The following is a 22,850-nucleotide window of genomic DNA, read 5'->3' on the forward strand; positions in this document are numbered from 1 at the left end:
AATTAATGTGTAGTATAATGACCAAACAATTCTATTAGTTTATTGCTTCTGTAATTAAAAATTTCATCCAATTTGGGTTTAACTAAAATAGGGTGTACCAATTGACCTAAAATTCCTAAAGGTAATTTATAATCTATTTGGTCTTCCATTTCTATACCACCGGGAATCTCTTTTAAAAAATGTTTATGATGCCAAAAAGCATAGGGGCCAAATCGTTGTTCGTCAACAAAAAATTGATTTTCGATTACATGAGTGATTTCTGTTATCCATGTACAAGGAATGTTTAGCACTGGGGTAACTTTGTATTGAATGATTTGCCCGGGATGCATTTTTTTGTTGGCTCCGGAAATTATTTCAAATCCCATATAATCAGGAGTAATTGTCTTAAGGTTTTTAGGGTCAGATAAAAAGTCCCATGCCTTTTCAAGTGATATGGGTAATTTTTGAGTCGAATATTTGGTATATACTTTCATAATTTTTTTGTTTAACAAAAATACAAAATTATTAAACAAAAAAATGATGATTTTAGGAATTGATTAACAAAAGTTTGAGGCAATTTTAGTAATTTCGTAAACATATATTAACACAAAAAAATGAAAATGAAAAAATTATTTATTACGGCAATTTTTGCATTAGGATCTATTGCAATGCAAGGACAAATTAAAACGCCTCAGGCAAGTCCTACAGCAAAAGTGGAGCAGGTTGTTGGTTTAACAGATGTAAAGTTAGAGTATTCTCGCCCTAGCTCTAAGGGTAGAACAGTTTATGGTGAGTTGGTTCCTTATGGTAAACACTGGAGAACTGGTGCAAATGCAAACACTTTAATTTCTTTTAGTGAAGATGTAACGATACAAGGGAACACGCTAAAGAAAGGTCAGTATGCTTTATATACAACTCCAAAAGCAGATAGCTGGGAAGTAATTTTTTACACCGATACAAATAACTGGGGGTTACCACAATCATGGGATGATGCAAAAGTAGCTTTAAAAGCTGTGGTAAAACCAGAAACAATAAACAAATCTTTAGAAACATTTACTATTGCAATAAATAATTTGTCAAATGATATGGCAACTTTAGATATTGCTTGGGAAAGAACAATGGTTTCTGTACCGTTTTCAGTACCTACTAAAGAGATGGCAATGGAGAGTATCGAAAAAGCATTTGCAGGTCCTTCAGCTAGTGAATATTTTTCTGCTGCTCAATATTACTACCAAACAGACAATGATATGAATAAAGCACTTACTTGGGTTAATAAAGCAATTGAAATGACACCATCAGGTAAAGATGTGCCTTTTTGGTATTTACGTTTAAAGTCTTTAATTCAGGCAAAATCGGGTGATAAAAAAGGAGCTGTTGCAACGGCTAAATTATCATTGGAAGGAGCAAAAAAGGCTGGTAATGCGGATTATGAAAAAATGAATAAAGATAGCATTGCTGAATGGTCAAAATAAGCTTGTGTTATTTAATTTTCCAAATAAAAGATCCCAATCGAAAGATTGGGATTTTTTATTAAAATTTCAAAGAGGCTATTTTTTCATCCTTATAATATAAATCATATTCAGAGTGCAAGTAAAGTTGAGCTATTTTAAATTCTAAGCTACAAGCAATGTATTTATTTTTAAGACTTCCAATGTATGTAATTGTTTTTTTGGGATATTTTTTACTACCATAGTCCGTTTGAAATTCAAGATTGGTAATCCCCTTTAAATTATAATCATAAAAATAATCCTTAACTGTTGGGTCATATTCAGGTATATTAATTTGATATACAATTTCATAACCATTTTTAGAGTAAATTTTAGTTTTTCTAAATTTTAATGTGGATTTATCTCCGCTAAATAGTGGATTAAACTCGTCTTTTTCTGATGTTGAAAAAAAGTAATAATTAGGTGTTTCTCCCACATTATCTAATCGGTATCGAAATTTATTGGTAACGTCAACTAATGAAAAAGCGCTAAATTGGATTTCTTTACCTTCTTTGTTTTTGATTTTAATTTTAATAGAACCTAATTGGAGTGTAACACCATCTACTATTCTATTTCTTTTGCTTGAAATATTTTGAAAGTGACATTCCTTATAAGTTATTTCTATAGAATCCTTTGTGATTTTTTGACTAAAGCATTTATTTACTATTATAAACGCTAGTAATAGAAAGAGGTGTTTCATATTTTAAGTAAAAAAATCCGTTCAGATAATTCTAAACGGATTTTTTGTAAGTATTAAGGGAAAAATCTTATAAGTGAATAACTTCACCGTAAGCATCAGCAACAGCTTCCATAACCGCTTCACTCATTGTTGGGTGAGGGTGTACTGCTTTTAAGATTTCATGACCTGTAGTTTCTAATTTACGAGCTACAACTGCTTCAGCAATCATATCGGTAACACCAGCACCAATCATGTGGCAACCTAACCATTCGCCATATTTTGCATCAAAAATTACTTTTACAAAACCATCAGGAGTACCTGCAGCTTTTGCTTTTCCAGAAGCTGAGAATGGGAATTTACCAACTTTAATTTCGTATCCTTTTTCTTTAGCTGCTTTTTCTGTTAAACCTACAGAAGCAATTTCTGGAGTTGCATAAGTACAACCTGGAATGTTTCCGTAATCTAAAGCTTCAACATGTAAACCAGCAATTTTTTCCACACATAAAATTCCTTCAGCAGAAGCAACATGTGCTAATGCTTGTCCTGGAGTAACATCTCCAATAGCATAGTATCCTGGAACGTTAGTTTGGTAGAAATCGTTAACTAAGATTTTATCTCTATCGGTAGCAATTCCTGTTTCTTCTAAACCGATATTTTCAATATTGGTTTTAATACCTACTGCAGAAAGTAAAATATCCGCTTCTAAAACTTCTTCTCCTTTAGCTGTTTTAACAAATGCTTTTACACCAGCACCTGTAGTGTCAATTCTTTCTACTGAAGAGTTGGTCATAACTTTGATTCCAGCTTTCTTTAAAGAACGCTCAAATTGTTTAGAGATATCCTCATCTTCAACAGGAACTACGTTTGGCATAAACTCAACAATAGTTACATCAGTACCCATTGCATTGTAAAAATGTGCAAACTCAACTCCAATAGCTCCAGAACCTACAACAATCATAGATTTTGGTTGCTCTTGCAATGTCATCGCTTGACGGTAACCAATTACCTTTTTACCATCTTGTGGTAAGTTTGGTAACTCACGTGAACGTGCACCGGTAGCAATAATAATATGATCTGCAGTATATTCCGTAACAGTACCATCTGCAGCTGTTACATCAACTTTTTTACCTGGTTTTACTTTTCCAAAACCGTCGATAACGTCAATTTTATTTTTCTTCATTAAGAACTGAACACCTTTGCTCATTCCTTCTGCAACATCTCTTGAACGTTTTACAACCGCGTTGAAATCTTTATCAAATTCTTTAACAGTCAAACCGTAGTCAGAAGCATGTTTTAGGTAATCAAAAACTTGAGCAGATTTTAATAAAGCTTTTGTTGGGATACATCCCCAATTTAAGCATATACCACCTAAATTCTCTTTTTCAATAACGGCTACTTTAAAGCCTAATTGTGATGCTCTAATTGCAGTTACGTAACCACCAGGACCACTTCCTAAAACTATGATATCGTATTTCATTTGTAAAGTATTTTTATGTTTTGTTAAATGAAGAATATTTGAAAAAAAGAGTCTTTAAATTCAAAATTCTAAATCGTTTGCGAATTTAAGGATTTATTTTGAAAATTTTCTATTTGATAATGCAAATTCATATCAAAATGATAATTTGTTATTACCTAATATTTTACTCTGTTGCTACAGAAAATTGTACCTCGTATAAATTTTTATAAAAGCCATTTTCTATCTGTAAAAGTTGGTTGTGATTCCCACTTTCAACAATTTGACCTTTATCCATAACGATAATTTTGTCTGCGTTAATAATGGTTGCCAAACGGTGTGCAATTACAATTGAAGTTCTTCCTTTTGTTAGTACTTCAGTCGCATTTTGAATCATTTCTTCAGAATATGTGTCAATTGATGAAGTAGCTTCGTCTAAAATCAATATACTTGGATTACTTACATAAGCACGTAAAAATGCAATCAATTGACGCTGTCCTGATGAAAGCATCACCCCACGTTCTTTTACATTGTAATGGTATCCATTTGGTAAACTCATAATGAAATCGTGAACACCAATTTTCTGAGCAGCGGCAATTACCATTTCTTCAGTCACTTCTTCGTTGTATAAAGTGATGTTGTTAAGGATAGTATCAGCAAATAAGAATACATCTTGTAATACCACTGCAATTTGTTGGCGTAAGCTTTCTAAAGTATAGTCTTTGATGTCAATATCATCTATTGCAATCATGCCTGAGTCAATTTCGTAAAAACGGTTCAAAAGGTTTATAATGGTTGATTTTCCAGCTCCTGTACTACCAACAATAGCAATTGTTTCTCCAGGTTTAATGGAAAGGTTGATTCCTTTTAAAACTTCTTCATCAGGTATGTAACTAAAACGTACATTATCTAGGGTGATTTTACCGTTAAATTTCTGTGCAATTATATCTCCTTTGTTTTGAATTTGACTGTCTGTTTCCAATATTTCAAACACGCGTTCTGCGGCAATTATACCCATTTGCATCACATTGAATTTATCAGCAATTTGGCGCAACGGGTTAAAAAGCATGTTGATTAACATTGTATAGGCAAACAAGTCACCAAACGAAGTGGTGGCATCTCCTTCTAAAATATTAGCACCTCCATACCAAACAATAGCACCAAGTGTCAAAGAGGATACAAAATCAGCAATAGGGAAGAAGATGGAGTTGTACAGAATATTCTTCAGCCAAGCTTTATTGTGTTTTTGATTGATTACGCTAAACTTTTCTGCTTCAATTTCTTCACGGTTAAAAAGTTGTACTATTTTCATGCCCGTGATACGTTCTTGAACAAAAGTATTCAAGTTAGAAATTTGATTACGTACTTCATTAAAAGCAACTTTCATTTTCTTTTGGAAAATATTCGTAGCATAAATTAAAATGGGCATTGCAAGAAGTACAATAAGTGTAAGTTTCCAGTTCATGTACAGCATAATACCCAAAATAACTAGCATTTTAAGCATGTCACTTACGATCATGAAAAGTCCTTGACTGAATATACTGGCTATTGATTCAATATCCGATACGCTACGTGTGACCAATTTTCCCACAGGTTCATTGTCGAAATATTTCATCTTAAATGAAGTGATATGGCGGAACAGTTTGTCGCGAATATCTTTGATAATATCTTGACCTAACCAGTTAGCCCAATACGTAAAGAAAAACTGTGCTAATACTTCCAAAAGTAACACAACGCCCATTATTACGATATAAAGTAATAAGCCTTGTTGATCATGATTGGTCATGTAATCATCAACCGTGTGTTTTAATAAATAGGGGCGTGAAGCGGCAAATAATGATAATAATATAGCCCAAACAATTACCCAATTGAACCGACTTTGATACGGTTTGGTGTAATGCATTACTTTTTTTAATGATTTGGAGCTTATTGCTTTCATTTTATTCGTTTCAAAAATTTATTAAATATAGGGATATTCTACTTTAACCAAATATAAACCTTGAGCAGGAACAGAAAATCCAGCTGCGCTACGGTTTTTACTTTCGATAATTTTTCTAAAATCGTCAATGGATACTTTACCAAGCCCAACGTTAACCATGGTGCCTACAATTGCTCTTACCATATTGCGAAGAAAACGGTCTGCAGCAATGGTGAATTTTAATTGATTCCCATTTTGTTCCCATTTTGCTTCGGTTATTTTACAATTGAAGGTTTTGACATCGGTATGAACTTTTGAAAAACATTCAAAATCATGGTATTCAAAAAGTACTTTACAAGCTTCATTCATTTTTTCAATATCTAAAGCTTTGTGAAAGTACCAGCTATTGTCATTTATAAAAGCATCTTTGAAAGTATGGATGTAATATTCGTACGTTCTACTGCTAGCGTCAAATCGGGCATGAGCGTCATCGGCTACTGTAAAGATGTTGTAAATAACAATGTCTTTTGGTAAATAGGAATTGAGCTTTTTTACCCATATCGAAGTGTCAATTTCGCCGTCAAAATCAAAATGAGCGTACATTTGTTTGGCATGGACACCACTGTCGGTTCTACCAGCACCTACAATTTCAATTTGCGCTTTAAATAATAATGATAATGCTTTATCTAGTGTTTCTTGTACAGAAATGGCATCAGGTTGTACCTGAAAACCAAAATAGTTTTTTCCGTTGTAGGCAAATTCAATAAAATATCTCAAATCGTACTGTCAAATTTTTAGCGTAGCAAAGTTACAAAATTGATTAGGCATTTTGCTAGTATCTGTTCCTAATAAAATATTAAAAATCTATTTTTGTACCATGAAAAAAATCCTACTACTTTCCGATACCCATAGTTTTATTGATGAACAAATAATGAAATACGTTCGGCAAGCTGATGAAGTATGGCACGCTGGTGATATTGGAGACTTAAGTGTGACTGATGCGATTCAAAAAGAAAAGCCCTTGCGAGCTGTTTTTGGAAATATAGATGACGCAAAAGCGCGTGTGGAATTTCCGTTGAACAATAGGTTCATGTGTGAGGGAGTTGATGTTTGGATAACGCATATCGGTGGTTATCCTGATAAGTATAATGTTGCTATACGTGATGAAATTCAAAGCAATCCACCAAAATTATTCATTTGTGGGCATTCCCATATTTTAAAAGTGCAGTTTGATAAGAAATTGAATTTGTTGCACATGAATCCTGGAGCTTGTGGTAAACATGGGTTTCATCAAGTTCGTACCATGTTGCGTTTTGAAATCGATGGCGAAAAAATTCAACAGTTGGAAGTGATTGAACTGGGTAGAAAATAAAAATCCGAAACTAATTAAAGTTTCGGATTTTTAACGCACTAATAAACTAAGATGTTAGGTTTATCGCAATCGATCCACAGATTTTACGAGATCTTCGTCCTTTTTAATTGCTTTGTTTGCCAAAACAAGTAAAACGATAGAAATGGCTGGAAGAACAATCCCAATACCCTTCTCAGAAACTTCCGTTCCTCCGGATAAGTTTAGTGTTCGATACACAAAAAATCCTAGTAAAATAAAGTTTGATATGATGTTCAATCTGTTTAATACAAATTGAGTTTGTCTCTTTTTAAAACTAAATATACTAATTAAAGCCAACAGTGAACTTAATCCAAATAAAATCATACTAGGCAATGCATCGGTAAAATACACAGCAGTAGTTTCATTTTCTATCCAAACTGGAACTATAAAAGGTACTATTGCTGATGCAATAAAACTGATTGTTAAGTATAAAGTTTGTATGCGTTGAATCATTGTTATCACTTGTTAACTCAGCAAAAATATAGTTTCTTTTTTTAAAAAACTATTGTTTTATTTATTTTTATTCGTAATATTGCATAGTACAATCGTAAGTACTTCATTCTACGATTATAACAGCCCCGAAAAAAAACTATTATTTTTTTTAAACAACCAAAGCACTATTTTTTCTAAATTAATTTATTTATCCCATATCCATGTTTGATATTGAAGTATTAAAGGAGATGAAGCTCTCCGACTTGCAAGAGATTGCTAAAGTCGCTAAAGTTAAAAAGTACAGGACGTTAAAAAAGGACGAACTTATTTATCAAATTTTAGACGTACAAGCAGCCAATCCAGATACGATAAAAGCCGAAGCAACAGAGGCGCAAGTTGGTGAAAAGCCTAAACGTGCTCGAATGACGACTTCAAAACGACCGGAAAAGAAAACAGAAAGTCAACAAGCTTTACCTTTAGAGAAGGAAATAGAAAAAAAGGAAAGAGAAGTTGTAGAGACTGACGAGGTGGCTAAGCAAGAAGTTAGAAAAGCTGTAAAGCCAACTCCTAAAGAAGCTTCTAACGCAGAAGCAAAACCTGTAGCAGAAACAGCTACTTCAAAACCAGAAGAGGTTGCAGAGACTCCAAAAGCAAATCCTCAAACGAAAAATCACAATCACAAGGCCAATCAGAATAATCCAAATCACCCTGATTATAAAAAGCCAAATCAAAATAAGCAACAAAATCAAAAATCAAATTTCAGAGAAGCCGATTATGAGTTTGATGGTATCATTGAAAGTGAAGGTGTATTAGAAATGATGCCTGATGGTTACGGTTTTTTGCGTTCTTCAGATTATAATTATTTAGCATCTCCTGATGATATTTACCTATCACAATCTCAAATTCGTTTATTTGGATTAAAAACGGGAGATACAGTTAAAGGAGTAGTACGTCCTCCAAAAGAAGGAGAAAAGTATTTTCCACTTGTAAAAGTGTTAAAAATTAACGGCCATGATCCGCAAGTAGTTCGTGATCGTATTTCATTTGAACATTTAACACCAGTTTTCCCAAAAGAAAAATTCCGCTTAGCCGAAAGAGGTAGTACAGTTTCAACGCGTATTATTGACTTGTTTTCTCCTATTGGAAAAGGACAACGTGGTATGATTGTAGCACAGCCAAAGACGGGTAAAACCATGTTGTTGAAAGATGTTGCCAATGCAATTGCTGCTAATCACCCAGAAGTGTATTTAATAGTACTATTAATTGATGAGCGTCCAGAGGAGGTTACCGATATGCAACGTAGTGTTAGAGGAGAAGTAATTGCTTCTACTTTTGACCGTGAACCACAGGAGCATGTTAAAATTGCCAATATTGTTTTGGAAAAAGCAAAACGTTTGGTCGAATGTGGGCATGATGTAGTTGTACTTTTGGATTCTATTACGCGTTTAGCACGTGCTTACAATACGGTACAACCTGCTTCAGGTAAAGTATTGAGTGGGGGTGTAGATGCAAATGCACTACAAAAGCCAAAACGTTTCTTCGGAGCGGCACGTAATGTAGAAAATGGAGGATCATTAAGTATTATTGCCACAGCACTTACAGAAACAGGATCAAAAATGGACGAAGTTATCTTTGAAGAGTTTAAAGGTACTGGTAATATGGAATTGCAGTTGGACAGAAGAATTGCAAACAAGCGTATTTTCCCAGCTATCGACTTGGTTTCTTCAAGTACGCGTCGTGATGATTTATTGTTGGATGAGAATACCGTTCAACGTATGTGGATTATGCGTAAGTATTTAGCCGATATGAACCCAATTGAAGCAATGGATTTCATACACGATCGATTCAAGAAAACGGCCAATAATGAAGAGTTTTTGATTTCGATGAATCAATAAAATATTCAAAAGGTCTCAATTTTAAATTGGGACCTTTATTATTTTAAACGTTCCAGTTGCCCTTTTCGTTTTACAATATTTTTATAATCCCATTGAATGGCTTGTGCTTTTTGCAACCAACGTTTTAAATCTTCCATGTCAATTTGAGACGAATCAGTATATCGAATTTCTGCCGCTTTAAAACTTCCTTCAATTTTCAGGGTAGGCTCGTCAAACGATTGACCACTCCAAAACAGTAACCGAACGCAATTTTTAAGTTTACTATAGCCCACAATAGGATTACCTTCAATAAACCAAACAGGGTGTCTGTGCCAAATTTTATTTTCAGCATTTTTTAAATTCGTATCAATGGCATTGACTAATAGATTGCAAATGGCTTGGTCTTCTATAGTTTGGGTATCATTATATTTTTTAATATCAGGATTCATAAAATGAAATTTTGTTATCAAAAATAAAAAACTCCGAAAAGTTTCGGAGTTTAAATATTATAATTATTTGTGTTATCAATTAAAAACTATTTACAATGGCTAAGAAATCATCTGCTTTTAATGCAGCACCACCGATAAGACCACCATCTACATCTGGTTTAGAAAAAATTTCTTTAGCATTGTCTGGTTTTACACTTCCTCCATATAAAATGGAAACGCTATCGGCAACTGTGTTTCCGTATACTTTCGCAATAAGCTCTCTTACGAATTGATGAATTTCTTGTGCTTGTTCTGGAGTAGCGGTTTCACCTGTCCCGATTGCCCAAACTGGCTCATATGCTAATACGATATTGTTCCAATCGTTTTTATTCAAATGAAATAAAGCATCACGCAATTGGTATTCCACAATATTAAAATGATTGTTTTTTTCGCGGTCTTTCAACTCTTCACCAAAGCAGAAGATAACGCTCATGTTGTGTTTTAATGCGGTATCAACTTTATTTGCTAATAAACCATCAGTTTCATGAAAATAAGCACGACGCTCACTGTGTCCTAAAATTACTGTGTTTACACCAATATCTGTAAGCATATTTGCTGCTATTTCACCTGTGAAAGCACCACCTTCCGCTTGGTGCATATTCTGAGCCGCAACCGTAATATTTTGTCCTTTAACCGTATCAACAGCTGTTTTTAAATTTACAAATGTAGGAGCTACAATAATTTCAGTTGTAGTATTTTGTTTTTTAGCAATTATTTCGTCTAACAACGCTGTAGTTTCAGTGTTGTTTTTATGCATTTTCCAATTTCCTGCAACAATATACTTTCTCATTATTTTTGTTTGTTAAGTGTATGTATTAGTTTTTCGTCATCCGCTTCAATTACCTTAAAAAGGTCTATTCTTCCTTTTTTATCCACTACCATATATCTTGGGATCCAATCCAATTCGATTGATTTTCCAAAAATTCCTTTCATTCCATCAGAAGTTAAATAATGCTCACCTTGTAAATCATATTTTTCGATACCTTTTTGCCATGCTTCAAAAGTTTTATCCATTGAAATAAATAGATAAGTTGCATCAGGGTATTGCTTTTGTAATGCTTTTACTTTTGGCATTCCTTTGATACAATCAGAACACCAAGAAGCCCATACGTCGATTACAATGGTTTTTCCTTTATATTTTTTTAGTATTTCCTCAAATGAAATAGTGGTATTAGTGGTAGTTTTCATTACATTTTCCAATGCTTCCTTTTTAAACTTTGTTTGAGCTTGGGTGCATGAAATGCTAATTATAGCGACTGTTAATAATATGATGATTTTTTTCATTTTAATAATTCAATTAAAATTAAACGTTATTTTAATTCTACTTTGTCAATATCGTTAAAGTGTGCTTTCTGAACAATATTTCCTTTTTCTAAGATTACGATACTAGGATTGGCACGCTCAATTGTTTTTAATGTTGTAGCATCACAAAAATAGTAGTCAAAATTTTGGTTGTAACGGTGTTTTGTTAAAGCAATTAATTCTGGATTGGAAGAAGTTAATCCAATTACAGTATATCCTTTTGCTGCAGCTTTTTGGTTAAACTCTTCTAACAATTTCATTCCTTTTTCTTTGGATTTATTCAAATCGTAAGCAACAAATAGTACCACTTTAGGTTCTTCTAATACACTTTCGGTATAATCATTTCCATCTTTTTCAATCGTAAAATCATGGATAGGCGGAACGTAACCTTGTTTAATTAGCTTGTCCTTACGGTCTACAAATTCCGCTCCTGCCGGTACTTTGTTGGCCATTACATCGGCATAGCTTATCTCTGTATCAACACCATTTACTTTATAAATAAATATCATTTCGTATTCGCTTTTTTCAGCTCCTTCTGGAATTTCCATACCTTTTTGAATGTTAGTCCCTACTTTGTACGCTCTAAAATCTTTTAACGGTAAGTGCTGGTATACATAAAAAGCCATAAACAAACACAGTGAATATGCTGCAAAAACCGTCAAATTCATTGCAGGTTTGCTTAATAATGGGTTTATTAATTTTTGGTTTACAAATAGAATAAGAATGAAAAATAATAAGATTACATCTTTTGTAAAGGATTCCCATGGCGTAAGTTTAAGAGCATCTCCAAAACAACCACAATCTGTTACTTTATTGAAATAAGCAGAGTAGAAGGTAAGGAAGGTAAAAAACACAATCATGGCGAGTAAGCTCCAAACGGTGAATTTTGGTTTAAAACCTAATAAAAGCATTACGCCTAATACAACTTCAAAAATCACCACAAAACAAGCAATCAAGAGCGCAAACGGAATTAAAAATTCCATATTTAAAACATTGGCATTGAAATACTCTTCTAGTTTGTAAGAGAACCCAATAGGGTCGTTAAGTTTTATTAATCCTGAAATGATAAATAATACTCCAACAAGTATTCTTGAAATTTGTGTAATTATATTTTTCATAAAATTTTTCTTTAAAAATAAACCTTTGTTTTGGGAATTTTTGCAAACAAGATGTTAATCCCTTGTTAATGCTAGTTTTTATATTTTTTCTAGTAGGATTAAAGCAAAAATAGAATAGTTAATCATATCTTGGTAGTTGGCGTCAATACCTTCCGATACTAAAGTTTTTCCTTTATTATCTTCAATTTGTTTAACACGTAAAAGTTTTTGAAGAATTAAATCAGTTAGGCTACTCACACGCATATCGCGCCAAGCTTCTCCATAATCATGATTTTTATCTTCCATAAGTTTTTTGGTAAGGGCTACTTTTTCATCGTATAATTTCACGGCCTCATCAAAGCCTAAATCGGGTTGGTCAGCAATGCCTTTATCGATTTGAATTAATGCCATAATGCAATAATTGATAATGCCAATAAATTCTGAAGTTTCGTCTTCATCTACTTTTCGTACTTCATTTTCTTGAAGACTTCTTATACGTTGCGCTTTTATAAAAATTTGGTCGGTTAACGAAGGTAAACGTAAAATACGCCAAGCTGTACCGTAATCTTTTGTTTTTTTAGTAAACAAATCGCGACAAATCGCAATTACAGCATCATATTGTTGAGAAGTTTTCGTCATTTATTCGGTATATTTGTGTGATTTTTTCTTGGTAATTGACCCTTTAGTCTAGCGTCAAAAATAGTTAATTAAGTAGAAAGAGAAAAATAGAAAACAAAAAGAAGTTTTAAAAGTACTAAAAAGCAGATTTTAAGGAGTAATGACAATAAATTGTAAAGGTGATTTAATTGATTTATCGATTCCTAAAGTAATGGGGATTTTAAATATTACCCCAAATTCATTTTATGACGGCGGTAAATATAAAAGCGATGCTGCTATTTTATTACAAGTTGAAAAAATGCTTGTTGAAGGAGCAACTTTTATTGATTTAGGGGCGTATTCGTCCAAACCTGGGGCAGAATTTGTTTCGGAAGAAATGGAACAGAACCGTTTACTTTCGACAATAACAATAATTTTAAAGGAGTTTCCCAATACTGTACTTTCAATTGATACATTCAGAAGTCAAGTGGCCAAAAAATGTATTGAAAGTGGGGCAGCAATCATCAACGATATTTCTGCAGGTTTTTTGGATGATAAGATGTTGGAAACAGTTGCATCCTTGCAAGTACCTTACATTATGATGCATATGAAAGGGAATCCTGAAACGATGCAGTCAATGACCAATTATGATGATATTCTTAAAGAAATGATGTTCTATTTTTCTGAACGTATCAATAAAGCGAGAAGTTTTGGGTTGAATGATATTATAATAGATCCAGGATTTGGTTTTGCTAAAACTTTGGAACAGAATTATGAGGTTTTTGGGAAAATGGAATATTTCAATATGCTTGAATTACCACTTCTTGTTGGAATTTCTAGAAAATCAATGATTTATAAATTATTAGAAAGTACTCCAGATACTGCGCTCAACGGTACAACAGTGCTCAATACAATTGCTTTGCAAAAAGGAGCTAAAATATTAAGAGTTCACGATGTGAAAGAAGCTGTCGAATGTGTAAAAATTATCAATCAATTATAATGAAAAAAATTGTAGTTTTATTAGGGATAATGCTAAGTGTAGCTTGTCATAATGAGGATGTTCAGCTTTCTAAAGCAAATGTGTCAGTGATGAAAGAAATTGATGATCATTCACCTATTTATATGTTCTTTAGAACTGAAGGAAACGACACGATTGCTGAAGTAAACAAAAAAAATTCGATAAGTACTACCAATTGGATTTTCAATATTGACAAGCGTTTGCCTTTGCATGCGGTAATACCAGAAGTAAAAGTATTACAACAAAAAAAGAAAAATGCTACACATACAAAGGAGGGGGCAATTGATGTTTTTTCGTATGCAGATAGTGTAGGAACAAATTTAGCTTTTTTACCTTTTACAGATGTTAGGTTTTTGTATGATGATAAGTTTTCAAAATTCTACATTAAAGAGCATGCGGAAGCGTATATGAATTATAATAATTTCACGATTAATTTTAATAGGGATAATAGTATTACTGTAGATGGAAATCCTATTGAACGTAAGGACTTAATTGCTTTTATTAAAGAGTTTTCAGAGTTTATGAGTGATGGGAAAATTACCATTTTGCATTTGAATTTTGAAAAACACTTAACTTTTGATCAATACATTCAAAACAAAATTATGATGTGGCAATTAACATCTGCCAGTATTCAATTGTCTTCTTTTGAGTTTGTATATGACGCCGATAAGCTTCCCGAGTGTGGATGTACTTTATAAAAAAAAGGACCAGCAAAAGCTGGTCTTTTTTTATAGGAATATATCTTATTTAAATTCAGACATAGTATCGTCTTTACTTGCTTCAATATTGCGCTTTGGCGATTTTTTCTCAAATAATTTGTTGATTTGGTCCATTGTGAAAACTTTTGAGAAACCTGTAGCTTCATTTTTCTTGTTTCTTGTCATGAATTGTACAAAAGTACGATCTAAACTTTTGGAGTAGTGTAACCAAACGTATTCATCTGGTAATTCTAATTTGATATCCAATAAAGGGTTTGATTCAAAGCCATTTAAGATGATTCTATGAAGGTTTTCAAAATCATTATCTAAATCTCTAAAAGCAAATGATTTGGTAGTAATAACATCTTCGTTTTCAATATTTTTATAATAAAAGGTATACTTGTCACCTTCATTTTGAATATAGACATCATTTTGTCCAATAGAACCTAAACGAATGATTGGTGTAGTTTCTATAACTTTAATCTGAGAAAACGATAAACACGTAGATAGCAGGGCGCATCCGAAAATAAATTTCTTCATAAATTTTAATTAATTAAATTTTTCAAAGTCTTTTAGGTTAATTTTTGCTAAATATATACTAAAAAATAAAATTCACAAAGAAAAAAATAACACATTGTTGTTTTATGAAGTAAACTTAACTATTTATTGATGATGATACGGTTCGTTCCTTAAAATTGTAAAGCCTCTGTAAATTTGTTCAATGATGAATAAACGCACCATTTGATGCGAAAATGTCATCTGTGATAAAGACACTTTGCCTGCAGCTTGTTTGTACACTGTTTCACTAAATCCATATGGGCCACCAATCACAAAAACTAAGGTTTTGATACCGGCATTCATTTTCTTTTGTAAAAAATCGGAAAAACCAACGCTAGAAAATTCTTTGCCATTTTCATCAAGCAATATCAAATGGTCAGTAGGATTAATTTTGAATAGGATTAATTCGCCTTCTTTTTCCTTTTGTTGTGCTTCACTTAAGTTTTTTACGTTTTTGATATCGGGTATAATGTCCAAATCAAATTTTACATAAAATCCCAAACGTTTGATGTATTCATCAATTAAGGCTTGTAAATTTTTGTTGTCGGTTTTGCCTATGGCAATTAATTTTATGTTCATGATTGTGGTTAAAGGAACGTTTTTTTTATTTAGAATCAGTATCGGAACTGATAGAGCCATCTTTTTTCATTTCTTGCACCAAAGCAGCAATAATATCATTGATTCCGTTTTCGATATCATTGAATTGTTTAGTTTTAGTAAGAGCACTCCATATTAGTTTGTTTTCAGCTAGAGAAAAGATATTGGTTTCAACGATATAATAAGTGTTTTCTACATAATAACCTGGTGTGTAGTAGTAAGGCGAATATGCACCATACCAATTGTTAAATAAGTAGCCGTAACCTCTATAACCGTAATAATTATTATAGGGCATAGTGCTACCTTGTACGTAATCGGTTTCCTTTGTTTTGTCAACTAAACGCATGGTAACAACACCATCGACATTTTCACTTTTTAAAAGCTTTACAAGAAGTTCTTTGTCTATGTTTGAGGTTTCGTTTAAAAAATTATACGACGAATGAAAAATTGGGTCAATTTCTGTAAAACGATCTTCAATTCGTCTTCTGACCAATTCATTTTTTACTAAAGCCACTACACTTACTTTTTTAAAATGCTCTTTTTGAACAGAAGTTTTTGGATCTTTCCAACTGTCTAAAACAACTGTGTTAGTAGTGCTACAACTCACTAATAAAGCAAAAACCAAAATGCTCCATAATTTTTTCATAGTAGTATTTCTTTAAAAATTGAACTCTAATTTACAATTTTTCAGACAAATATGTACCGGTTACGGAATTTTTGTTTTTGGCTACTTCTTCCGGTGTGCCGAAAGCAATTAGTTTACCACCATTTTCACCACCTTCAGGACCTATGTCTAAAATGTAATCGGCACATTTGATTAAATCCAAGTTGTGTTCGATAACGATAATAGAATGTCCTTTTTCAATTAATGCATCAAAAGAGGCTAGTAATTTTTTAATATCGTGAAAATGCAAACCCGTGGTAGGTTCGTCAAATACAAACAGCGCTTTATCTTTTACAGTTCCTTTTACCAAGAAGGATGCAAGTTTGATACGTTGTGCTTCACCACCAGATAGGGTAGAAGAAGATTGTCCTAATTGCACATAACCTAAACCAACATCTTTTAAAGGTTTGATTTTCTGAGTAATTTTGGTTTGATTGTGATTTTCAAAAAAGGATATGGCATCATCAATTGTCATTTTCAAAATATCGTCGATATTTTTTCCTTCAAATGTTACTTCCAGAATTTCTTTTTTAAATCGTTTACCATTACACGTTTCACATTCCAAGTGTACATCTGCCATGAATTGCATTTCAATGGTAACTTCTCCATCTCCTTTACAAGTTTCACAGCGACCTCCATCAACATTAAACGAAAAGTGCTTGGCTTGATAGCCTCTTAATTTTGAAACCGATTGCTTGGAAAATAAATCGCGAATATCATCGTAAGCTTTGATATACGTTATTGGGTTTGAACGTGAACTTCTACCAATAGGGTTTTGGTCAACGTATTCTATATGTTTTATGTTGGAATAATTTCCTGCTAGTTCTGTAAATTGGCCTGCTTTTTCTCCCACTCCTTCCAATTGCTTTTGGATTGCAGGAAATAAAATTTTCTTGACTAATGTACTTTTACCACTTCCTGAAACACCTGTAATTACCGTTAAACACTCTAGAGGAAAAGTAAAGTTTTCATTTTTTAAATTGTTTTCACGAGCACCAATTACTTCAACATGGTGTTTAAATTTTCTTCTCTTTTTTGGAACTTCTATTTGGGCCCTTCCACTTAAATACTGTGCTGTTAAAGAATCGGCTTGTAATATTTCGTCGTAGGTTCCTTGCGCCACTAAGTGTCCACCAAAAGTACCCGCTTCTGGACCAATATCTATAATCATATCAGCAGCTTTCATAATGTCTTCATCGTGTTCTACCACAATTACTGTATTACCAAGATTACGCAAATCTTTAAGTACTTCAATAAGTCGTTCGGTATCTTTTGGGTGTAATCCAATACTCGGTTCGTCTAAGATATACATCGATCCAACCAAACTACTTCCCAATGAAGTGGCGAGGTTGATACGTTGCGATTCACCACCCGAAAGGGTTGCCGAATTTCGATTTAAGGTTAAATAACTCAACCCTACATTCGCTAAAAAGCCTAAACGATTGTTGATTTCGATTAGAAGGCGTTTGGCAACTTTAGCATCGTATTCGTTAAGTTTTAATGTTTTAAAAAAGTCAATTAGTTTAACAATAGGAAGGTCAACCAACTCGGTAATGGTTTTACTTGCTATTTTGATATAGTTTGCTTCAGGACGTAAACGTTTTCCTTTACAAACAGTACATTTAGTTTTACCTCTGTAGCGTGATAACAATACACGATTTTGGATTTTATAATTCTTTTCTTCTAGTTCTGTAAAAAAGTCGTTTAATCCGGTAAAATATTTATTTCCAACCCAAATCAACTGTATTTGTTCCGCAGTTAGTTCGAAAAAAGGTTTGTGGATGGGAAAATCAAATTTATAAGCGTTATTTACCAATTGATCTCTGAACCAACTCATACTTTCTCCTCTCCAAGGGAAAATGGCATTTTCATATACAGAAAGTGCAGTATTAGGAATTACTAATTCTTCATCAATACCAATTACATTTCCGTAACCTTCGCACTTTGGACAAGCACCGTAAGGATTGTTGAAACTGAATAGATGGACGTTAGGTTCTAAGAAAGTAAGTCCGTCTAGTTCAAAATTGTTACTAAAAACAATGCGTTTATCAGAATTTAATTCTTGTAAGTAACATTCTCCTTTTCCTTCATAAAATGCAGTTTGAATAGCATCTGCTAAACGATTGAAAAATTCTTCTTCTGTTTTTACTACAATACGATCAATGATTAATAAAATGTCTTTGTTGTCGAGTGAATGTTGGTCAATTTCATCCAAACGTACCATTTCATTGTTAACTAAAATACGTGCAAATCCTTGTTGTAGCAATACTTTTAGTTTGTCTTCAAGCGCTCTTCCTTCTTCTAAATGAATAGGAGCAAGGAGTAGCCATTTACTGTTTTCTTCAAGCGATTTTACTTCTTCAATAACATCTGAAACAGTATCTTTTTTTACTTCTCTTCCTGAAATTGGAGAATACGTTTTTCCAACACGTGCAAACAATAATTTTAAATAATCATATATTTCTGTAGAAGTTCCAACTGTTGAACGGGCGTTGGTGGTGTTTACTTTTTGCTCTATAGCAATTGCAGGAGCAATTCCTTTTATATATTCCACTTTAGGTTTGTCTAACCTGCCTAAAAACTGCCTTGCATACGATGAAAGACTTTCAACGTAACGACGTTGCCCTTCTGCATATAAAGTATCAAACGCAAGGCTTGATTTTCCAGATCCCGACAACCCCGTTATCACAACCAGTTGGTTACGGGGAATGGCAACATCAATATTTTTTAAATTGTGAAGTTGTGCACCTTTGATTAAAATATTTTTTTTAGGCTCTAATTTGGAAAAATCTGTTTTTATCATGATAAAAAGTAAAGAATTGCAAAGATAACAATTGCTAAGTATTTTTTGCGCTCCAGAAGTTGATATTATAAACTACGATTAATGTATTTATTAGGTGTTTTATTTGTATTATGTATAGAAAAAAAATAAAAAGTTTGAAAATAATTTGGATTTTAGAAGAAAAATGAATTAAATTTGAACCATAATCTTAAACAAAGGCCTATTACAGAAAAATACTTTTAAAAAAACGAGTAACCCAAATTCTAATTTAAAAGTATTATTATGGCTAATTGTGTACTACCAGATGCAATTTTGATAAAGAACTATGTAGGAGGAGACGAATCTGCTATTGCTACATTAATCGAAAGGCATCAATCGAAAATTTACGGTTTTATTTATTCAAAAATTCCTGATAGAGATGTGTGTGATGACGTATTTCAGGATACTTTTATTAAAGTAATTCGTAAACTGAAATCTTCGTCTTATAATGAAGAAGGTAAATTTTTACCTTGGGTGATGCGAATAGCACATAATTTAGTAATCGATCATTTTCGTAAGGCAAAGAAAATGCCATTGCAACGTGACTCCGAAGAATTTTCAATATTCTCGGTTATGTCGGAATCGAGTTTAAATATTGAAGATCAAATAATACTAGAGCAAGTGGAAATGGATTTAGTTCGTCTAGTTGATGAATTGCCTGATGATCAGCGAGAAGTATTGATGATGCGTATTTATCAAAATCTTAGTTTTAAAGAAATAGCAGATTTGACTGGAGTAAGTATCAATACTGCCTTAGGAAGAATGCGTTATGCGTTAATGAACTTAAGAAAGGTAATTGAAAAAAATCAAGTTATTTTAGTGAACTAAAACAATAAAATGAGTTTTGTTGCGTTGTAGTAGTATAATTAATATTATTTATGGCAAAACTCTACTCTAAGAAAAAATTAGCAACTCAAGAAATGTTACCTAAAAAAGAAACGATTTCGTTTTTACTTAACTATTCAAAGGCGTTAAGTATTACAAAAGTGGGTAAATTGACTTTTGAAACTATTGCTAATTAATGAGAAAGCTTCGTAAAGTAATTACGAAGCTTTCTTTTTTTGTATCTCTTCCAACACACTTTTTCTTCCTATCGTTCTAGTTATAATATCTTTTTCTAAGTTCCAACCTCTAGCTGGCGAATATTCACGACCATACCATATTATTTGTAGGTGTAAATCATTCCAACATTCCTTGGGGAATAGTCTTTTAGCATCTTTTTCGGTTTGCTGAACATTTTTACCATTGCTTAAATTCCAACGATACATCAGTCTGTGGATGTGGGTGTCTACTGGAAATGCAGGAACTCCAAAGGCTTGACTCATAACAACACTTGCTGTTTTGTGGCCCACAGCAGGTAAACTCTCTAAGGCTTCAAAACTTTGCGGTACAATACCATTGTATTTTTCAATAAGTATTTCAGATAAGCCATGTATACCTTTTGATTTCATTGGTGATAAACCACAAGGTTTGATTATTTCTTTTATTTCTTCGATGCTCATTTTTACCATATCATATGGATTGTCTGCCTTTGCGAATAGTAGGGGAGTAATTTGGTTCACTCTTACATCGGTACATTGTGCAGAAAGTAAAACAGCAATTAATAAAGTATAAGGGTCTTTATGGTCTAGCGGAATTGGAATTTCAGGATACAATTCATTTAAGGTATTTATAACAAATGTTACTTTTTCGTTCTTCGTCATTTTTGTACTTTTAAACTTTGAAACAAAGTTAAACTTTTTAAATATATAGTATGACAACATTAAAAGTAGGGGATAAAGCTCCCGATTTTAAAGGATTGGATCAAGATGGTAACGAACATAGTTTGGTTTTATATAAGGGTAAGAAATTAGTAGTCTTTTTTTACCCTAAAGCGAGTACACCAGGTTGTACAGTTGAAGCCTGTGATCTTAGAGATAATTATGAGCGTTTTAAAGCAAAAGGATACGAACTATTAGGAGTAAGTGCAGATAGTGCTAAGCGTCAAGCAAACTTTATTGCTAAAAACAATTTACCTTTTCCTTTACTTGCAGATGAAGATAAATCGGTAATTATGGCGTTTGGTGTTTGGGGGCCAAAGAAGTTTATGGGGAAAGAGTTTGATGGAATCCATCGTACTACTTTTGTAATTAATGAAGAGGGGATTATTGATGCAGTAATTGAAAAAGTTAAAACGAAAGAACACAGCAAGCAAATATTAGATGAATAAAAAAAGCCCCAATTTAAATTGGGACTTTTTGTTATTGATTGATTGTATTGGTTTCAACTTGGTAACCAAATAAATGGTCTTTTTTGATAATTTCTGCAATACCTTGAGGAAGCATTTCTTCCCAACCTTCACCACCAGTATTAATCATTTTTAAAACTTTACGTGAAAAAATTTCTAAGTTTTTCTCGTCAAAATCGGTGATATCCACTACTTTACCATTGAATTTAAAGAATTTGTATAATTCTTTCATTCTAGGATGTACTTTTAAATTATTAGAATTTATAATTACACCATCTTCATCTTTCATAGGGTACAAGTAAACTTTTAAATCACGGTAGAATAATTTACCAAAAGCTTCTAGAATACCTCCTGATAAATGGCGGTAATATTTTTCATCAAATATATCAACCAAATTGCTGACTCCCATAGCAAGTCCCATACGTGCTTTGGTGTAATTTGAGAAATATTCAACTACTTTGAAGTATTCTTGAAAATTTGATATCATTACAGTTTGTCCTAAAGAACAAAGTAATTCTGCACGGTCTAAGAAATCACGTTCGTTAATTTCACCTTCTGCTTTTAAGTTTGAAAGTGTAATTTCAAAAACTACAAATGTGTTTTCTTCATCTACCTTATTTTCTTCAATAAACATGTTGTATGATTTTTTATACATGTTCATGTTTACTTTGGTAACAGGTCTGAAGCTTCCACGAAGTGCTAAAATATTCTTTTTATACAATACAGCTGCTGGTAATATGTTATTTCCATCCGGTCCAAACATTACGGCATCTGTCATACCATTTTTAACCAATTGTAAACTCATCAAACGGTTGTCAACATCTGCAAAACGAGGTCCTGAAAAGTTAATCGTGTCGATTTCTAATTGATCTTTATCTAAGTGATCGTATAAATAACGCAACAATCGTTTTGGATCGTTGTGTTTATAAAATGCTCCATAAATTAAGTTTACACCTAATGTACCAAGCGTTTCTTGTTGTAGTTTAGCATCAGTTTCTTTAAAACGAATGTGTAGAATGATTTCATTGTACTCCTCATCTGGTTCTACTTGAAATTTAATTCCAACCCATCCATGACCTTTGTACTGTTTTGCAAAGTCAATAGTTGCAACAGTATTAGCATAACTGAAAAAGATTTTATTAGGGTGTTTATCTCTTTTTAAACGCTCCTCTATAAGTTGCGTTTCATGTGCTAACATCTTTTTTAAACGGCTTTCAGTAACATAGCGTCCGTCTTCTTCGATACCATAAATAGCATCACTGAAGTCTTTATCATAAGCTGACATTGCTTTTGCAATGGTTCCAGATGATGCTCCTGCTCTAAAAAAATGGCGAACGGTTTCTTGTCCTGCTCCAATTTCGGCAAAAGTACCGTAAATACTTTCATTAAGATTTATTCGAAGCGCTTTATCTTTGATAGAAGGAATGTGTTCAATAACCTTATCCCCTCTAATTTGGATATCTTTAGTATTACTTTCCATTTAGAAATATTTGTGAAAATCTCTTGTTTAAAACTTATATTGCAAAGTTAATGAAATACTTAAAATATCTTGCAAATATTCTTATTTTTGT

General features: G+C 32.7%; 25 protein-coding genes. 8 read left to right on the forward strand and 17 right to left on the reverse strand.

What is annotated here, in order from left to right:
• Nucleotides 1–2: 2 nt before the first annotated feature.
• A complete protein-coding gene (locus tag ACFS5J_RS00480) occupies nucleotides 3–473 on the reverse strand; it encodes an SRPBCC family protein (RefSeq protein WP_379809933.1) in 471 nt (156 codons plus the stop codon).
• A gap of 126 nt (nucleotides 474–599) precedes the next feature.
• Between ACFS5J_RS00480 and ACFS5J_RS00485 the strand changes: the two genes are divergently transcribed.
• Nucleotides 600–1,451 (forward strand): DUF2911 domain-containing protein, encoded by an 852-nt coding sequence (locus tag ACFS5J_RS00485; protein ID WP_379809935.1) that lies wholly within the window; start codon nucleotides 600–602, stop codon nucleotides 1,449–1,451.
• A gap of 58 nt (nucleotides 1,452–1,509) precedes the next feature.
• Here ACFS5J_RS00485 and ACFS5J_RS00490 read toward each other — a convergent pair whose 3' ends face one another.
• The 4 genes from ACFS5J_RS00490 to truA form a co-directional block, all read right to left on the reverse strand.
• On the reverse strand, nucleotides 1,510–2,166 hold the full coding sequence (locus ACFS5J_RS00490) for a hypothetical protein (RefSeq protein WP_379809936.1): 657 nt from the start codon (nucleotides 2,164–2,166) through the stop codon (nucleotides 1,510–1,512).
• A gap of 67 nt (nucleotides 2,167–2,233) precedes the next feature.
• Nucleotides 2,234–3,622 carry a dihydrolipoyl dehydrogenase gene (lpdA, locus tag ACFS5J_RS00495; protein ID WP_379809937.1) on the reverse strand — a complete coding sequence of 463 codons (1,389 nt, stop codon included), beginning with the start codon at nucleotides 3,620–3,622 and terminating at the stop codon, nucleotides 2,234–2,236.
• A gap of 163 nt (nucleotides 3,623–3,785) precedes the next feature.
• Complete coding sequence (locus ACFS5J_RS00500) at nucleotides 3,786–5,537, reverse strand: ABC transporter ATP-binding protein (RefSeq protein WP_379809938.1); 1,752 nt, start codon at nucleotides 5,535–5,537, stop codon at nucleotides 3,786–3,788.
• A 21-nt stretch (nucleotides 5,538–5,558) separates the two neighbouring features.
• On the reverse strand, nucleotides 5,559–6,293 hold the full coding sequence (gene truA / locus ACFS5J_RS00505; protein WP_379809939.1) for a tRNA pseudouridine(38-40) synthase TruA: 735 nt from the start codon (nucleotides 6,291–6,293) through the stop codon (nucleotides 5,559–5,561).
• A 100-nt stretch (nucleotides 6,294–6,393) separates the two neighbouring features.
• On the opposite strand from truA, the gene ACFS5J_RS00510 reads away from it, so the two are divergent.
• Nucleotides 6,394–6,888, forward strand: a complete 495-nt coding sequence (locus ACFS5J_RS00510) for a metallophosphoesterase family protein (RefSeq protein ID WP_379809940.1) — start codon at nucleotides 6,394–6,396, stop codon at nucleotides 6,886–6,888.
• A gap of 60 nt (nucleotides 6,889–6,948) precedes the next feature.
• On the opposite strand, the gene ACFS5J_RS00515 is transcribed toward ACFS5J_RS00510, so the two are convergent.
• On the reverse strand, nucleotides 6,949–7,359 hold the full coding sequence (locus ACFS5J_RS00515; protein WP_379809941.1) for a DUF4293 domain-containing protein: 411 nt from the start codon (nucleotides 7,357–7,359) through the stop codon (nucleotides 6,949–6,951).
• Nucleotides 7,360–7,559: 200 nt separating this feature from the next.
• On the opposite strand from ACFS5J_RS00515, the gene rho reads away from it, so the two are divergent.
• Complete coding sequence (gene rho, locus ACFS5J_RS00520; RefSeq protein WP_379809942.1) at nucleotides 7,560–9,233, forward strand: transcription termination factor Rho; 1,674 nt, start codon at nucleotides 7,560–7,562, stop codon at nucleotides 9,231–9,233.
• 38 nt (nucleotides 9,234–9,271) lie between these two features.
• Here the strand turns inward: rho and ACFS5J_RS00525 are convergent, their stop codons facing one another.
• The 5 genes from ACFS5J_RS00525 to ACFS5J_RS00545 form a co-directional block, all read right to left on the reverse strand.
• Nucleotides 9,272–9,661 carry a DUF1801 domain-containing protein gene (locus ACFS5J_RS00525; RefSeq protein ID WP_379809943.1) on the reverse strand — a complete coding sequence of 130 codons (390 nt, stop codon included), beginning with the start codon at nucleotides 9,659–9,661 and terminating at the stop codon, nucleotides 9,272–9,274.
• 79 nt (nucleotides 9,662–9,740) lie between these two features.
• Nucleotides 9,741–10,490 (reverse strand): triose-phosphate isomerase, encoded by a 750-nt coding sequence (gene tpiA, locus ACFS5J_RS00530; protein WP_379809944.1) that lies wholly within the window; start codon nucleotides 10,488–10,490, stop codon nucleotides 9,741–9,743.
• Entirely contained in the window at nucleotides 10,490–10,984 is a 495-nt protein-coding gene (locus ACFS5J_RS00535) for a TlpA family protein disulfide reductase (RefSeq protein ID WP_379809946.1), read from the reverse strand. The genes tpiA and ACFS5J_RS00535 overlap by 1 nt, the downstream gene beginning before the upstream one ends.
• A gap of 26 nt (nucleotides 10,985–11,010) precedes the next feature.
• A complete protein-coding gene (locus ACFS5J_RS00540) occupies nucleotides 11,011–12,120 on the reverse strand; it encodes a BT_3928 family protein (RefSeq protein WP_379809947.1) in 1,110 nt (369 codons plus the stop codon).
• 78 nt (nucleotides 12,121–12,198) lie between these two features.
• On the reverse strand, nucleotides 12,199–12,738 hold the full coding sequence (locus ACFS5J_RS00545) for a DUF1599 domain-containing protein (RefSeq protein WP_379809949.1): 540 nt from the start codon (nucleotides 12,736–12,738) through the stop codon (nucleotides 12,199–12,201).
• Between the two features lie 139 nt (nucleotides 12,739–12,877).
• Between ACFS5J_RS00545 and folP the strand changes: the two genes are divergently transcribed.
• The gene (gene folP / locus ACFS5J_RS00550) at nucleotides 12,878–13,696 is read left to right on the forward strand and encodes a dihydropteroate synthase (RefSeq protein ID WP_379809951.1); all 819 of its coding nucleotides are present in this window, start codon (nucleotides 12,878–12,880) and stop codon (nucleotides 13,694–13,696) included.
• Nucleotides 13,696–14,412 (forward strand): hypothetical protein, encoded by a 717-nt coding sequence (locus ACFS5J_RS00555; RefSeq protein WP_379809952.1) that lies wholly within the window; start codon nucleotides 13,696–13,698, stop codon nucleotides 14,410–14,412. The genes folP and ACFS5J_RS00555 overlap by 1 nt, the downstream gene beginning before the upstream one ends.
• A gap of 45 nt (nucleotides 14,413–14,457) precedes the next feature.
• Here ACFS5J_RS00555 and ACFS5J_RS00560 read toward each other — a convergent pair whose 3' ends face one another.
• From ACFS5J_RS00560 to uvrA, 4 genes are all read right to left on the reverse strand, one after another.
• Entirely contained in the window at nucleotides 14,458–14,952 is a 495-nt protein-coding gene (locus tag ACFS5J_RS00560) for a hypothetical protein (RefSeq protein ID WP_379809953.1), read from the reverse strand.
• 123 nt (nucleotides 14,953–15,075) lie between these two features.
• Nucleotides 15,076–15,549: a 23S rRNA (pseudouridine(1915)-N(3))-methyltransferase RlmH gene (rlmH, locus tag ACFS5J_RS00565; protein WP_379809955.1), complete on the reverse strand. Its 474-nt coding sequence runs from the start codon at nucleotides 15,547–15,549 to the stop codon at nucleotides 15,076–15,078.
• A 25-nt stretch (nucleotides 15,550–15,574) separates the two neighbouring features.
• A complete protein-coding gene (locus ACFS5J_RS00570) occupies nucleotides 15,575–16,213 on the reverse strand; it encodes a hypothetical protein (RefSeq protein WP_379809956.1) in 639 nt (212 codons plus the stop codon).
• Between the two features lie 31 nt (nucleotides 16,214–16,244).
• Entirely contained in the window at nucleotides 16,245–19,034 is a 2,790-nt protein-coding gene (gene uvrA / locus ACFS5J_RS00575) for an excinuclease ABC subunit UvrA (protein WP_379809957.1), read from the reverse strand.
• Nucleotides 19,035–19,295: 261 nt separating this feature from the next.
• Between uvrA and ACFS5J_RS00580 the strand changes: the two genes are divergently transcribed.
• Together ACFS5J_RS00580 and ACFS5J_RS00585 are read left to right on the forward strand one after the other, a co-directional pair.
• Nucleotides 19,296–19,880: an RNA polymerase sigma factor gene (locus ACFS5J_RS00580; protein ID WP_379809958.1), complete on the forward strand. Its 585-nt coding sequence runs from the start codon at nucleotides 19,296–19,298 to the stop codon at nucleotides 19,878–19,880.
• Between the two features lie 50 nt (nucleotides 19,881–19,930).
• Nucleotides 19,931–20,074, forward strand: a complete 144-nt coding sequence (locus tag ACFS5J_RS00585; RefSeq protein WP_379809959.1) for a hypothetical protein — start codon at nucleotides 19,931–19,933, stop codon at nucleotides 20,072–20,074.
• 21 nt (nucleotides 20,075–20,095) lie between these two features.
• Here ACFS5J_RS00585 and ACFS5J_RS00590 read toward each other — a convergent pair whose 3' ends face one another.
• Complete coding sequence (locus ACFS5J_RS00590) at nucleotides 20,096–20,755, reverse strand: endonuclease III domain-containing protein (protein ID WP_379809961.1); 660 nt, start codon at nucleotides 20,753–20,755, stop codon at nucleotides 20,096–20,098.
• 50 nt (nucleotides 20,756–20,805) lie between these two features.
• Between ACFS5J_RS00590 and bcp the strand changes: the two genes are divergently transcribed.
• Nucleotides 20,806–21,261, forward strand: a complete 456-nt coding sequence (gene bcp, locus ACFS5J_RS00595) for a thioredoxin-dependent thiol peroxidase (RefSeq protein ID WP_379809962.1) — start codon at nucleotides 20,806–20,808, stop codon at nucleotides 21,259–21,261.
• Nucleotides 21,262–21,292: 31 nt separating this feature from the next.
• Here the strand turns inward: bcp and ACFS5J_RS00600 are convergent, their stop codons facing one another.
• Nucleotides 21,293–22,759, reverse strand: coding sequence for a TonB-dependent receptor (locus tag ACFS5J_RS00600; RefSeq protein WP_379809963.1), 1,467 nt, complete (start codon nucleotides 22,757–22,759; stop codon nucleotides 21,293–21,295).
• Between the last annotated feature and the right edge of the window lie 91 nt (nucleotides 22,760–22,850).

It is taken from the genome of Flavobacterium chuncheonense (assembly GCF_042686145.1).
GTDB classification, from domain to species: Bacteria; Bacteroidota; Bacteroidia; order Flavobacteriales; family Flavobacteriaceae; genus Flavobacterium; species Flavobacterium chuncheonense.